We start from the raw sequence: 13,988 nt of genomic DNA on the forward strand, positions 1-13,988 counted from the left end.
TTCCTTACTTGAGCGAGATGGTCGTATTCACCTTGCCAGCGCTGACGCTGTCATCAAACCAGCGTGCCGTGATGGTCTTGGTCTGGGTGTAGAACTGTATGACTTGTTTGCCGTAAGGCCCCAGGTCACCGAGTTTGGATGCCCGTGATCCGGTAAATGAAAACAGCGGCACGGGCACAGGGATAGGCACGTTGATGCCGATCTGACCTACATCGATATCTTCTTCAAAGGTGCGTGCGGCAGCGCCAGACTGGGTGAACAGTGCCGTGCCATTGCCGTTAGGGTTGGCATTGATGATGGCGATAGCGTCAGCCAGCGTATCCGCCTGCATGATGCACAGCACAGGGCCAAAGATTTCTTCTTCATACACGCGCATGCCGGGCTTGACGCCGGTGAAGACCGTAGGGCCAACGAAGTTGCCGTTCTCATAGCCCGGCACTTGTGGTGCGCGGCCATCCAGTACCAGATTGGCACCTTCGGCAATACCCTGGGCGATCAGGCTTTCTACTCGCTCTTTGGCAGTGCAGGAAATGACCGGGCCTATGTCCGTATTGGCTTCAGCACCTGCGTTGATCTTGAGACTGCGGGCGCGGTGCAGCAAGTCTGGTACCCACTGGTTGGCTTCACCAACCAGTATCACCACGGACAGCGCCATGCAGCGCTGGCCAGCAGCACCAAAGGCAGCACCGGCGAGGTTGTTCAGGGTTTGTTCTTTATTGGCATCTGGCAGGACGATGGCGTGGTTCTTGGCACCCATCATGCATTGTGCACGTTTGCCCGCCAGCGTCGCGCGGTTATACACATGGGTGCCCACGCGGGTGGAACCAACGAAGGACACGGCCTTGATATCAGGGTGATCGCAAATCGCATTGACGATGTCTTCACCACCATGCACCACATTCAGCACGCCAGGTGGCACACCAGCCTGCATGGCCAGTTCAGCCAGGCGCATGGTGACCATGGGGTCTTGCTCGGACGGTTTCAGGATGAAGGTATTGCCGCAGGCAATCGCCATGGGGAACATCCACAGCGGTATCATCGCCGGGAAGTTGAAAGGGGTAATGCCAGCGCATACGCCCAACGGCTGGTTCAGGGTATAGGTATCGACACCGCTGGCAACGTTATTGGCGATTTCGCCCATTTGCAGGTTACCGATATTTGCCGCATGCTCAACCACTTCCAAGCCACGGAAGATATCGCCCTCGGCATCGGCCAAGGTCTTGCCCTGTTCGGCTGTCAGCAACGCTGCCAGCTCGGCCATGTTTTCACGTATCAGTTGCTGGTATTTCAAAAAGATGCGGGCGCGTGTGCCTATCGCTGTCTTGCGCCAGGTCTTGAAAGCGGCCTTGGCAGCATCGACTGCGGCCTGCATTTCGTCAGGTGTCGTAAACGGCACATGGGCCAGTACCTGTTGCGTGGCGGGGTTGATCACATTGCGCCATTGCGTGGATTTGGAGTCTATCAGTTCGCCGTTGATCAGCAGTTTGACGTTGGGGACCTTGGTAAGAGTAGCCATGATGCTTTCCTGAACCTTCCTGATTGCGCACGGATTCACGGCGGGCTATGCCCGCAACAAGAGCCGCACTGATGCCTGAAAAACAGGATGACGACCGCATGCAGAAACCTGCCGCAGCAACGATCCTGACCATGGACATGCACCGTGTGGATGCACACCCGCCACGCACCTTCCGTACGTGACCAGACCTTGGGAAAACAGTGAAAGAATAGTATTGAAGACAAGCATCTGCCCTCCATCAGGCGCGCCATGCAATATCCCAAACACAGCCTTCCGCAATGTTTTTTCCAGCGATCAACAGGCCGGTATCCGGGCTTGCAAGTCTTGTTACATCGCCTTCCCAGTCATGCATGACCAGTGGCGTGGATGATGTAACCGCACTTGCCTACCGTTGCGGAGGCAGCAGGGGCTTGGGCCTTGATACCAAACCATCACTTGTCAGTGACAGCGATCAGGACGACCACTTTCCCGTTTAACACAGCCCAAGAAATTGGGATGTGCACCTGTTATTTTTAGAATAGCATAAGACTTGACGTTTACGTAAACGTTAATCGATGTGAATGGATGAAAAAAATTCAGCGACGCCTGAATGCGGCAATCTGCATAAAGTTGCCAATCGGTAAAAAATGACAGAAATCGGCAAAAAGCAGGTTTGTTCCAGATTGAGTATCATAAAAGCCATTGGTACTTGCCAGCATGGGGCAAGTACAGTCTGTCCAGCACAGTGCATACCTGCTCCTTGAAGGATGTCAGGTGCTTCAGGTGCTTCAGGTGTCTCAGGTGCCCTCAGGTACCACTAACCAGGAAAACAGCAATGACCAGTCAACACAGCCAAGACAATGCCGACAACAGGATGGAACGCGATACCTTTGGTGAAATCGCCGTTCCGGCAGATGCATTATGGGGGGCGCAAACCCAGCGTTCACTGCATCACTTTGCCATCTCTACCGAAAAAATGCCGGATGCCCTGGTGCTGGCACTGGCACGTGTGAAACGCAGTTGTGCCATCGTGAACCGTGATCTGGGATTGATGGATGCCCGGTTTGCCGATGCCATCGTTGCCGCCGCCGATGAAGTGCTGGCCGGCGCGCATCCGCATGCCTTTCCGCTGTCTGTATGGCAGACCGGGTCCGGCACGCAAAGCAATATGAACATGAATGAAGTGCTGGCCAATCGCGCTTCCGAATTACTGGGCGGTACCCGTGGCATGAGTCGCCTGGTGCATCCGAATGATCAGGTGAATATGGGGCAGTCATCGAATGATGTGTTCCCTACGGCCATGTATGTAGCCGCCTGCCTGACGGTGACGCAATCCTTGTTGCCGGCGCTGCAGCAACTGCGTACTTCGCTGGCTGCCAAGGCGACTGAATTTGCCGATATCGTCAAGATTGGCCGCACGCATTTGCAGGATGCGACGCCACTGACGCTGGGACAGGAAGTCTCTGGCTGGGTGGCACAACTGGCGCAGGCAGAACAGGCCATCAGCCTCAGCCTGCCGGCTTTGCAGGAACTGGCCATCGGCGGTACAGCCGTTGGTACCGGCCTGAATACCCACGCAGAATTTGGTCAGCGCGTTGCCGCCAGTCTGGCGCAGGATACCGGGATAGGCTTTGTTGCCGCACCTAACCGCTTTGCCGCACTGGCTGCGCATGATGCCATGGTCAGCTCGCACGGGGCATTGAAAACCCTGGCGGTGGCCTTGATGAAAATCGCCAATGATATACGCTGGCTGGCTTCCGGCCCACGTTCTGGCCTGGGTGAATTACAGATACCGGAAAACGAACCCGGCAGCTCCATCATGCCGGGCAAGGTTAATCCTACCCAGTGCGAAGCGGTGACCATGGTGTGTTGCCAGGTCATGGGTAATGATGTGGCCTTGAGCATAGGTGGTGCAGCAGGTAATTTTGAATTGAATGTATTCAAGCCGCTCATCGTGCATAATTTTTTGCAGAGTACGCGCCTGCTGGCTGATGCCATGGCCAGCCTGGATCAGCATTGCGTGCAAGGCATGCAGGCAAATCGCCAGCGCATCACTGAACTGTTGAATAATTCGCTGATGCTGGTGACTGCACTCAACCCACATATAGGCTACGACAAATCGGCCGCAATCGCCAAATACGCGCATCATCACCAGACCACCCTGCGTGAAGCGGCATTGACGCTGGGCCATGTCACGGCAGAAGAATTTGATGCCTGGGTCAGGCCGGAAGACATGGTTTGAACAACCTGCGGCAGAAAATGCCTGATCTGCCGCATCAGATATCTTCCACCAGCGATGGCGGCCATGGTTACGTTGTATATGTCCGCGATAGCTTTGCTGTCGCGGCGCATGGGTATCAAGCCTGCCTTGCCCTGATTTGATTGCAGGGCAAACGTCTTTTACTTCTGTTTCAACTATTACGGTTTAGTGGCCGGAGTCTTGCGTACGCCTTGTACACTCGTCCCCACTTGCTCCGCCAATTGCCGTGCCGCCTCTGACATCGCCGGTGCGACGGCTTCATACGCTGACCCGTTCAGGCGAACAGTGAAAATATTGTGCTCACGCTTGAGCAATTTTCGGTTGTGGTCCAGTACGACCCAGCTTGCTTCTAGTGTGAGCTGGCTGCCACTGTTGATGAGTAACTGGTCGATTTGAACCTTGGCGAGGTAACGTGGCAGGGGACTGGATGGGTTTGTGGCGATGCCTGCGCTGATGCCGGTATCGGATGACAGCCAGGCATCTGGCAGGTTGGTACGCAGGTGGGCCATGAGGGACAGCGTCAATTGCTCATCCAGCGGTGCTATCCAGCGCTGTTCGTCAGTGACGAGAGATTCAGTGGCGGACTTTTGGATGACCAGTTGCGGGCGGTTGATAGCTTCCGGCACTTTGACAGTGGCGATGACGAGTTCATACTGCGGCTCGGCCTGAGTGGTGCTTGCCAGCGGATAGTCGAGACGGTAGAGGTGTTCCACTGGCGGCGTGGTACAAGCGCTTAGCAGGGATGACACGAACAGCGTGGCCAGGGGCAGCGTGAGGATGTGGGTGCTTCGCATCATGGTTTTACCTTTTGTTTGCCAAACACCAGGGCATCGGGATGGCGTTCCAGCATGTCGGCCAGGTTGGCGACAGCGCGGGCGGATTTGGCGACCTGCTTCAGCGATTCGCGCATGTCTTGCTGCAAAGGCGCGTCTTCTGTCAGCAGAGCATTGGCACTGTTGAGGGTGCTGCGTGCCTCTTTGAGGGTAGAGGTCAGTTCAGGCGTGACTTCAACATCAAGGCGGCGTACCAGTTTTTCTGTGCTGGCGAGTGTGGTGTTGAGTTTGCTCAGAGCCTGCACCAGTTCGGCAGATATCTTATCGAAGGGCAGCTTGTCTATTTTCTTGGCAATGCGGCCAACAGTTTCCTGAATTTCGGCCAGGCCGCCGCCAACTGTGGGCAGCACAGGGTAATCGGTGCGCCAGTCCATTTTTGCCTGGGCTGCATCAGGGAAGAAGTCGAGGGCGATATACAATTGTCCGGTCAGCAGATTACCACTGCGCAACTGGCCACGCAGGCCGCGTGAGATCAGGTGTTCAAGCAGCGATCTCTCTTTGGCTTCAGTATCATCGTCAGGCAGACGAGCACCTGAGCGTACACGGGATTTGAGTCGGTCTGGATACAGACTGACTTCAACCGGGAAGCGTGGCAGGCGACCATTCTCTGCAAATTCCACACCCAGGGATTTGACTTCACCAATGACGATGCCGCGCAGATCAACGGGTGCACCTTTGGAAAGACCACGCAAGCTTTCAGGAAAATACATCAGGAAGTTGCGCACCTTGGTATCTGGCGCGCGCATCGCATGTTCGCGGTCTTCAAACAGGGAAAACACGCTGCCATCAAAGGCGGGTTTGCCGCCGGGCAGGGCGTCGTCATGTTCCTGGAAGGCGAGACCGCCTTCGATCAGGGATGTCAGTGATTCGGTAGTGACGCGCAGACCATTGGCGTCAAGCTGCATGTCGACGCCGCTGGCATGCCAGAAGCGGGTATCCGCAGTCACATACTGGTCATATGGTGCGTCGATGAAGACATGGATGGTGACGCCCTTGCCGTCACTGTCCAGCTGGAACTTGGTGACATGACCAGCATTGATATGGCGAAAGAAAATGGGTGAGCCATAGTTGACCGAACCTGTCTGTGCACCATGCAGGACGAATTCACGGCCTGGTGTATCTCGGTTAACCAGGGGTGGTTCTTCCAGTCCGGTAAATTCATCAGTGGTCTCAGTGGCTGTGCCAACATCGACGCTGATGTAATTACCAGACAAGAGTGTGGAAAGCCCGGAGACCGAGCCGCCAGAGATGCGCGGTTTGACGATGAAGAAGCGGGTATCGGTAGCCAGGATGTCGGCCGCACTCTTGATCAGTTGGGCTGTCACCAGCACGCGCTTGCGGTCGGGTGACAGGGCAATGGCTTTCACATGGCCCACATCGACGTCCTTGTAACGCAGCTTGGTCTTGCCAGCTTCCAGTCCTTCTGCCGATTTAAAGGTGATGGTGATGAGCGGTCCCTGGCTGGTGACGCTTTGTACCACCAGCCAGATACCGATAAGGGCTGCAATGACGGGCACTGCCCAGACGAAGGAGGGCAAACGCCGCCTTGGCTTCACCTTGATGACCGGCACTATCGCGTCGACCGCAGCGACAGTATCAGTTGCATTGTCAGCGGCAGTGCCGGCAGCTTCGTTGGCTTTGTCTATGGCTTTGTCCGTGGCCTTGTCTGCCGGAGATGCGTCGGGTTGTTCTGATGTTGGATCACTCATGCGTCTTGGCTACCCAGATTAAACGTGAATCAAAGCTTTGTGCCGACAGCATCGTCAGCACTACCACAGCACCAAAAGCCAGTGCGCCGCCGCCGGGGTGTATCGCCGCCAGCGACTGAAACTGCACCAGCGCCACCAGTACCGTTACCACATACACATCCAGCATCGACCAGCGGCCGACGGCTTCTATCATGCGGAACAACTGGATACGCTGCAAAGGGTTCCAGCTGGATTTCTTCCAGCAGGTAAGCAACAGCAGGCTGATTGAAAACAGTTTTAGCAAGGGCACGACGATGCTGGCAAAGAATACCAGCAGCGCCAGCGGCCACGAACCTGTGTTCAGTAACACCAGCACGCCGCTCATGATCGTGTCATCCTGCGCACCAAAGATGGTATCGGTATGCATGACAGGCAAGAGATTGGCCGGTATATACAATATCGTCGCGGCGACCAGGTAGGCCAGCGATTTGATCAGGCTGTCCTGATGACGCAAATGTAGCGCGGCACCGCAACTGGGGCAGTGGGTGGCCGCTTCATCATGGGTGCAGCACAGGGTGGTGCAAATATCGCAACTGATGAGCCCAGTTTCCGCACCTGTCCGGCCCGCCAGGCCAGCGGCGGGGATGTGGCGGTATTCGTGTTCAGGCATGTTTCACCCCGGTGCCTGCTTCTACTTTTGTTCCTGCTTGTGCTTTTACTAGTGTCTCTGCTCTTGCTCTGGTGCGTCTGGTCGCACGCGCCCACAGCCATACATTGCGTGGGGTGAGTACCGATGTCAGCGCCGCTGTGATAAAAATCAGGCTGGCGCAAGACCACAGGGCGGGGCCGATGACGATATCGGCCATGTGCTGCAGCTTGACCAGGGACACCAGCAGGCCCAGCATGAAAATTTCGACCATGCTCCAGGGCCGCAGGCTTTGCAGGGCACGCAAAGGGGCCCCCAGTGCCTGACTGGCATCGCCAAACCTGAGTATGCACAAGAGGTAGATCGCCAGCGATATCTGCAAGGCCGGCGCCAGCATGGTGGTAATGATTACCAGCAAGGACAGCAGGTGCATGCCATCGTTCCACATGGCCAGGGCCGCATGCAGCAAGGTGGTGTCGCGCGTTACCTGCTGGACTTTAAGTGATAACAAGGGAAAGCTGTTAAGCAGCAGCAACAGGATCACCGAGGTAACTGCGAGGGCCAGCGCCATATCCAGGCTGGCGCTGCCATTTCTGTACAGCGTGGCTCGGCAGCGCGGGCAGCTTGCTGCCTCGCCTCTTGCGAGCGGCGCATCCATGCAGATCAGGTCGCACTCATGACAGACAATAAATTTGCTGGCTGTACTAATGGGAAGTCACTTTCAGGGGAAAATGGCGTATAAATACCCAGTTTATCCAAGTTTTTCCATTAATCATAGAAAATTGGATAAATGCTGCCATGCCCTGATATGTTGCGGTTTTTTGCCTGTCGCTGATTGATAAGCCCACTACGCCATTTCGTCGTGTCCGGGAACACAAGGCAGAAGGCCATCTTCACTGTAAAGTGAAGATGGCCCGTGTTTCAATTCAGATCAATTGCAAAAAACGATCAGCAGCAATCCTGATGTTCTTCATCATCTGCTGCGATGGTGGCCCGCAGCAGCTTGGCTGCCTGCACCATGTTTTCCAGGGCGGCGATGGTTTCCGGCCAGTCGCGGGTTTTCAGTCCGCAATCCGGGTTGACCCAAAGACGGGCATCAGGAATCACGCTGCGGGCTTTTTGCAGCAGCCTTTGCATTTCGCTGACCTTGGGCACACGCGGTGAATGAATGTCATACACGCCGGGGCCGATATCATTCGGGTAGGCAAATTCACCGAAGCCATCCAGCAATTCCATGTCCGAGCGTGAGGTTTCGATGGTGATGACATCGGCATCCATGGCCGCAATCCACGGCAGAATGTCATTGAATTCCGAATAGCACATATGGGTATGGATTTGCGTATCGTCATGTACACCGGCAGAACTCAGCTTGAAGGCACGCACGGCCCAATCCAGATAGGAGGCCCAGTCGCGCTGTTTCAAGGGCAGGCCCTCACGAAAGGCCGGTTCATCTATCTGTATCATGCCTATGCCGGCTTTTTCCAGATCGCAGACTTCATCACGCAGGGCCAGGGCGATTTGCAGTGCAGTTGTTTCACGCGGCTGGTCATCACGCACGAAAGACCATTGCAGCATGGTGACAGGGCCGGTCAGCATGCCCTTCATCGGTTTTGCAGTCAGGCTTTGGGCGTATTCACTCCAGGTGACGGTCATGGCTTCAGGACGGTACACGTCGCCGTAAATGAAAGGTGGTTTGACGCAGCGTGAACCATAGCTCTGTACCCAGCCATTCAGTGTGAAACCGTAGCCCCACAGCTGCTCGCCAAAATATTCCACCATGTCATTGCGTTCCGGCTCTCCGTGCACCAGCACATCGATATCGAGTTTTTCCTGTTGCTGTACGACGTGGCGTATTTCTGCACGCATGGCTTCCAGGTAATCCAGATGCGTCAGGCCACCGCGTTTGTAGGCGGCACGTGCCTGGCGTATGGTCCTGGTTTGCGGGAAGGAACCTATGCTGGTCGTCGGAAACTGTGGCAGGGCAAAGCGCTGCTGCTGCGCGCGTATGCGTTCGGCAAACTGGCTTTGACGTTCTGCGTCCTGGGCGGTGATATGTGCCAGGCGTTTCTGCACGATGGGATTATGGATACGTACCGACTGGCGACGGCTTGCTACAGCCTGATCTGCCAGCAGGAATTCTTGCGCAACATCTGTCGCATTGCCATTCAGGGCTGATTTCAGGGCAGATACTTCAACCAGTTTTTGCGTGGCAAAGGCCAGCCAGCTACGGGTTTCTTCATCGAGGGCTGTTTCCGCTGCCAGGTCAACCGGTACATGCAGCAAGGAGCAACTGGGGGCCAGCCACAACTGTTCCCCCAGCTTTTCCTGTGCTGCCTGTAACTTTACTGCCAGCGCAGACAGATCGGCACGCCAGATATTGCGTCCATCTATCACGCCAGCCGATAACACACGCCCTTGCGGCCAATTCTGCAGCAGGCTGTCCAGTTGTTGTGGGGCGCGTACCAGGTCCAGATGGACACCTGCCACCGGCAGCGATTGCAGCAGGGCAGCACGGTCTTGCACGGTTTCAAAATAACTTGCCAGCAGGATCTTTGGCGATTGCAGGACCAGCGCATGGTAAGAAAAAACAAAGGCGTCCAGCCATGCTGCATCCAGATCAAGTGTCAGTATCGGTTCGTCAATTTGTACCCAGTCCAGCCCCTGTTCTTGCAAACGTGCCAGCAGGCGTTGATACGCCGGGATGATTTTTGGCAGCAGATCCAGTTTGTGTGTCAGACCGCTTTTGATCTTGCCCAGATAGAGCAAAGTCAAAGGCCCCACCAGAGTAACTTTGCTGTTATGACCTTGTGCCTGCGCTTCTGCCAGTTCTTCAAACAGCCAGTCCACGCCGCCGTTGAAGCTGGTGTCTGCGGTCCATTCTGGCACCAGATAATGGTAATTGGTATCGAACCACTTGGTCATCTCCATCGCAAAATGCTGGGGATTGCCACGGGCGGCGACATAGTAATCGGACAGGGATAATTCTTTGGCGTTAAAGCCAAAACGGCCGGGCAGGGCACCCAGCAAGGCCAGGGTATTCAAGACCTGGTCATACCAGGCAAAGTCACCGACGCTGACAAAATCCAGGCCCGCCTGTTTTTGCAGGGCCCAATGGCGGGCGCGCAATTCGCTGCCGGTTTCACGCAGGGTAGCTTCGGTAATATCGCCGCGCCAGAAGGCTTCCTGGGCGAACTTCAATTCTCTTTGGGCACCGATACGCGGGAAGCCCAGGGTATGTGCTGTTGTCATTTCATTCTCCTGTCATGGGAGGACTTATGCAAAACCTACCTGGCTGCGTTGCAGCTTCTGCAGTTTGTAGACCTGCTACCAAAGTACCGTCTTCGATGCAGCAGCTTGCCGGGAGATTTTGCAAAAGTCCTGTGGGTATAAGTATGATGGGTTAGAATTGACTATGATTCAAACGACATATTTTAAGAATTAACTTGAATTTCATTCATAATGCAATCGATACTAGAACTGCGTCACCTGAAAACACTGCTGGCACTGCGTGAATCCGGCAATTTGCTGCGGGCGGCCGTTTTGCTGAATGTCACCCAGTCGGCGCTGTCGCACCAGATCAAATTGCTGGAAGAGCATCATGGCATGCCCCTGTTTGAACGCAAAACCACGCCAATACGCTTTACCCCGGCAGGTGAGCGTCTGCTGCAACTGGCAGACAGCATTTTGCCGCAGCTTGCCAATTGCGAGCGCGACCTGGCTCGCCTGGCACAGGGGGTGGCCGGACAATTGCGTATCGCAGTCGAATGTCATACCTGTTTTGACTGGCTGATGCCCGCCATGGATTTGTTCCGCCAGCGCTGGCCTGAGGTAGAGCTGGATATTGTCTCCGGTTTCCAGGCTGACCCGGTGGGCTTGTTGTACAGCCACAAGGCAGACGTGGCCATCGTGTCCGAGATGGATAGCGATGAAAGCGTGGCATACCACCCGCTGTTCCGTTTCGAGATCGTGGCACTGGTTGCCAGGGACCATGCACTGGCCAGACGTGATTATCTGGTGGCGCAGGATTTTGCCACTGATACCCTGATCACTTATCCTGTACCCGACGATATGCTGGATGTGGTGCGCCAGGTCCTGAGGCCTGCCGGTATCGACACCGCCCGCCGCACGACCGAGCTGACCGTCGCCATGCTGCAACTGGTGGCCAGCAAGCGTGGCATCGCCACCTTGCCGGTATGGGCGGCACAGAATTACGTGAATCGTGACTATGTACTTCCCAAACGCATCACTGCCGATGGCCTGACCGGCAGGTTGTATGCTGCCTGCCTGCCGGAATTGTCAGACAAGGCTTATCTCAGCGACTTTGTCACGACCATACGCGAAAGCAGTTACCTGAATTTACAGAGCATAGAATTGATTTAAAAGCATGTATCTTTGTGATGTTGTTGTAGCAAGGTGTAACGAACACAGTATGCATTTTCTGTTACTTGCATAGCAACCGAGCGCTATTTTGCCGCCTTAGTTGTTACCTGAATCCATTGATATGCATGGTGCTGGTGGATAGTCAGCGCAGCTTCCAGTTCTGTATGAGAACGATAATAGGAACTATTCTCGTTTACATGTTTTATGGAATTGGTTACAATTGTGCACCGATTTTTTACTATTTCACCCAGCCATTCCCTCAAAGAAAAGCCAGCGGTATTAATTTTATTTTCTTAGAGGAAATGTTATGGCCTATATCAAGAGTCGTAAGCACCATCACGCCCGTTTTAATCATACGGTGACGGCAGCTGCCGCTGCCTTCCTGTTACCTATCGCTGCCCAGGCGGCTGATCCTGCTTTGCCAGAAATCAAAGTGACGGCAAAGACAGAGAATGATTTCAAGGCGGACAAGGCTTCTTCTCCCAAATATACGCAACCTCTGGTGGATACGACACAGACGATCACCGTGATCAAGCGTGAGCTGATTGATCAGCAAGGCGCATTGACGCTGACAGACGCCTTGCGTAATACGCCGGGCGTGGGCGCATTCTTCCTGGGTGAAAACGGCAGCACCAGTACTGGTGATGCCATTTACATGCGCGGCTTTGACGCTTCCAGCAGTATCTATGTGGATGGTGTGCGTGATCTGGGTTCCATTTCCCGTGATCTGTTCAACATCGAACAGATCGATGTGCTGAAAGGCCCGGCCGGTACTGACGGTGGCCGTGGTGCGCCTACAGGCTCAGTCAATCTGGTCAGCAAGCAAGCCAATATGGATGATGCAGTCTTTGGTTCTGCCACGGTAGGCAGTGGCAGCCAGAAGCGTGTTTCCGCCGATTTGAACCGGGTCATCAGTGCAGATCAAGGTTCTGCCTTCCGTCTTAATCTGGTGGATCAGGATAGCGGTGTGCTGGGCCGTAACGTAGTCAATAATAAGCGCTGGGGTGTTGCGCCGTCGTTCGCATTCGGCCTGAAATCGCCTACCCGTTTTTACCTGAACTATCTGCATGTGCAGCAAGACAATGTACCGGATGGTGGCGTACCTACCATCGGTTTGCCTGGCTATAGCAGCCCGGACCCGAAACGGCCTTTCCTATCGACGGCACCGAAAGTCGATCCAAAGAATTTTTATGGCTCGGTTAATGACTTCGACAAGGTCACCGCAGACATGCTGACCTTGCGTGCCGAACATGATTTTAGCGACAAGGTAAAACTGATCAATACGGCCCGTTTTGGTAAAACCTCGCAGCACTACCTGTTGACTTCCTTCATGGGTTCGACCGCGAATTTGCTGACTCCATCTACGACCGATCTGTCCACCTGGACACTGGCACGTGGTACACGCACCCTGAAAGACCAGGAAAATGAAATCCTGACCAACCAGACCAATCTGGTAGCCGACGTGGAACTCGGCGGTCTCAAGCATAGCCTGCTGGGTGGTGTGGAACTGACCAGTGAAAAACAGAATACCTGGGGTAATGATGGCCTGGGTACTTTGCCAGCAGCCAATTTTTACAACCCGAATCCTAACGACAAGGTGACGGGTCTGAATCCGGTGCGTAACAGCGTTTTCACACGTGGTGCAACCAGCACTGTCAGCGCCTATGTATTTGACACCATCAAGTTCAGTCCGGAATGGCAGGCCAATGCTGGTGTGCGCGTTGATCATTACAGCACAGACTATTCGGCAGCCAGCCTGTCCACTGCGACCAGCAATCCGACTCTGCCAGTAGGTACGCTGGTGCCGACCAACCTGAACATGGCTGGTAATCTGGTCAATATCAAGCTGGGCGCTCTTTACAAGCCGACCAAGGATAGCAGCATCTATGCTTCTTATTCGACATCCAAGCAACCACCGGGTGGTTCCAACTTTGCATTGAGCGCATCGGCAAGCAGCGCTGCCAATCCGAAGTTTGATCCGCAAGAAACCAAAAATGCCGAAATCGGCACCAAGTGGGATTTCCTGGAACAAAAACTGTCATTCACAGCCGCGATCTATCGTACCGAAGTATCGAATGAAGTCGTACAAAACCTGACTGACCTGCTGTACTACCAGACTGGTAAAAAGCGTGTGCAGGGTATTGAACTGGGCGTGACAGGTGCCATCAACCGTAACTGGCTGGTCAGTGCTGGCTACGCCAGAATGGATACCAGTGTTGAAAGCGGCCCACTGGTGACCGCCAGCGGTATCAACAACTTGTCGTACACACCAAAACAAAGCTTCACGGCCTGGACTTCTTACCAGTTGCCCATGGGCCTGAAGCTGGGCGGTGGCGCACGTTTTGTAGATGCTCTGTTGCGTGGTACGGATGGCGCAGTCGGCACACCAGCTTCGACTGAAGCCTACTGGGTATTCGATGCCATGGCCAGCTATGCAGTCAGCAAAAACCTGGACCTGCAATTGAACGTCAATAACATCGCAGACAAAACCTATGTGGCAGCCATCAACAAGAGTGGCTATCGTTACACACCAGGTACACCACGCGCCGTCAGCCTGACAGCGAATGTGAAGTTCTGATGGAAACTGGTCAGTAAAGTAAATGACTGACCAGAGTAATGACTGCCAGATACCTGAACCCCTCCTGATACAGGAGGGGTTTTTTATGGGAGTCGGCACGAAGAAAAG

General features: G+C 54.6%; 10 protein-coding genes and 1 riboswitch. Of the genes, 4 read left to right on the plus strand and 6 right to left on the minus strand.

Annotated features, from left to right (window positions below; all coding sequences use genetic code 11):
• Window positions 1-4 precede the first annotated feature (4 nt).
• Entirely contained in the window at window positions 5-1,516 is a 1,512-nt protein-coding gene (locus H8L32_RS10230; RefSeq protein ID WP_186947084.1) for a CoA-acylating methylmalonate-semialdehyde dehydrogenase, read from the minus strand.
• Between the two features lie 283 nt (window positions 1,517-1,799).
• A riboswitch (cobalamin riboswitch) is annotated at window positions 1,800-2,038 on the minus strand.
• A 292-nt stretch (window positions 2,039-2,330) separates the two neighbouring features.
• Here H8L32_RS10230 and fumC point away from each other — a divergent pair.
• Window positions 2,331-3,737, plus strand: a complete 1,407-nt coding sequence (gene fumC, locus H8L32_RS10235) for a class II fumarate hydratase (protein WP_186947085.1) — start codon at window positions 2,331-2,333, stop codon at window positions 3,735-3,737.
• On the plus strand, window positions 3,734-3,877 hold the full coding sequence (locus H8L32_RS10240) for a hypothetical protein (protein ID WP_186947086.1): 144 nt from the start codon (window positions 3,734-3,736) through the stop codon (window positions 3,875-3,877). Before fumC ends, H8L32_RS10240 begins: the two co-directional genes overlap by 4 nt.
• Before the next feature lie 36 nt (window positions 3,878-3,913).
• Here the strand turns inward: H8L32_RS10240 and H8L32_RS10245 are convergent, their stop codons facing one another.
• The 5 genes from H8L32_RS10245 to metE form a co-directional block, all read right to left on the minus strand.
• Complete coding sequence (locus H8L32_RS10245; protein ID WP_186947087.1) at window positions 3,914-4,552, minus strand: PqiC family protein; 639 nt, start codon at window positions 4,550-4,552, stop codon at window positions 3,914-3,916.
• The gene (locus H8L32_RS10250) at window positions 4,549-6,297 is read right to left on the minus strand and encodes a PqiB family protein (protein ID WP_186947088.1); all 1,749 of its coding nucleotides are present in this window, start codon (window positions 6,295-6,297) and stop codon (window positions 4,549-4,551) included. Before H8L32_RS10250 ends, H8L32_RS10245 begins: the two co-directional genes overlap by 4 nt.
• Window positions 6,290-6,946 carry a paraquat-inducible protein A gene (locus H8L32_RS10255; protein ID WP_186947089.1) on the minus strand — a complete coding sequence of 219 codons (657 nt, stop codon included), beginning with the start codon at window positions 6,944-6,946 and terminating at the stop codon, window positions 6,290-6,292. Before H8L32_RS10255 ends, H8L32_RS10250 begins: the two co-directional genes overlap by 8 nt.
• Entirely contained in the window at window positions 6,939-7,580 is a 642-nt protein-coding gene (locus H8L32_RS10260; protein ID WP_186947090.1) for a paraquat-inducible protein A, read from the minus strand. Before H8L32_RS10260 ends, H8L32_RS10255 begins: the two co-directional genes overlap by 8 nt.
• A gap of 290 nt (window positions 7,581-7,870) precedes the next feature.
• Window positions 7,871-10,171: a 5-methyltetrahydropteroyltriglutamate--homocysteine S-methyltransferase gene (gene metE / locus H8L32_RS10265; RefSeq protein ID WP_186947091.1), complete on the minus strand. Its 2,301-nt coding sequence runs from the start codon at window positions 10,169-10,171 to the stop codon at window positions 7,871-7,873.
• Between the two features lie 210 nt (window positions 10,172-10,381).
• On the opposite strand from metE, the gene H8L32_RS10270 reads away from it, so the two are divergent.
• Together H8L32_RS10270 and H8L32_RS10275 are read left to right on the plus strand one after the other, a co-directional pair.
• Window positions 10,382-11,302, plus strand: a complete 921-nt coding sequence (locus tag H8L32_RS10270) for a LysR family transcriptional regulator (protein ID WP_186947092.1) — start codon at window positions 10,382-10,384, stop codon at window positions 11,300-11,302.
• Between the two features lie 307 nt (window positions 11,303-11,609).
• Window positions 11,610-13,880 carry a catecholate siderophore receptor Fiu gene (locus H8L32_RS10275; protein WP_186947093.1) on the plus strand — a complete coding sequence of 757 codons (2,271 nt, stop codon included), beginning with the start codon at window positions 11,610-11,612 and terminating at the stop codon, window positions 13,878-13,880.
• Window positions 13,881-13,988: the final 108 nt, after the last annotated feature.

Origin of the sequence: Undibacterium hunanense (assembly GCF_014284335.1) — a bacterium.
GTDB lineage: Bacteria > Pseudomonadota > Gammaproteobacteria > Burkholderiales > Burkholderiaceae_D > Undibacterium > Undibacterium hunanense.

Bases quoted from the DNA above. Each gene is read 5' to 3' on its own strand.
- H8L32_RS10230 (WP_186947084.1), bottom strand. From the start codon at position 1,516: ATGGCTACTCTTACCAAGGTCCCCAACGTCAAACTGCTGATCAACGGC.
- H8L32_RS10260 (WP_186947090.1), bottom strand. From the start codon at position 7,580: ATGGATGCGCCGCTCGCAAGAGGCGAGGCAGCAAGCTGCCCGCGCTGC.
- H8L32_RS10270 (WP_186947092.1), top strand. From the start codon at position 10,382: ATGCAATCGATACTAGAACTGCGTCACCTGAAAACACTGCTGGCACTG.
- metE (WP_186947091.1), bottom strand. From the start codon at position 10,171: ATGACAACAGCACATACCCTGGGCTTCCCGCGTATCGGTGCCCAAAGA.
- H8L32_RS10275 (WP_186947093.1), top strand. From the start codon at position 11,610: ATGGCCTATATCAAGAGTCGTAAGCACCATCACGCCCGTTTTAATCAT.
- fumC (WP_186947085.1), top strand. From the start codon at position 2,331: ATGACCAGTCAACACAGCCAAGACAATGCCGACAACAGGATGGAACGC.
- H8L32_RS10255 (WP_186947089.1), bottom strand. From the start codon at position 6,946: ATGCCTGAACACGAATACCGCCACATCCCCGCCGCTGGCCTGGCGGGC.
- H8L32_RS10250 (WP_186947088.1), bottom strand. From the start codon at position 6,297: ATGAGTGATCCAACATCAGAACAACCCGACGCATCTCCGGCAGACAAG.
- H8L32_RS10245 (WP_186947087.1), bottom strand. From the start codon at position 4,552: ATGATGCGAAGCACCCACATCCTCACGCTGCCCCTGGCCACGCTGTTC.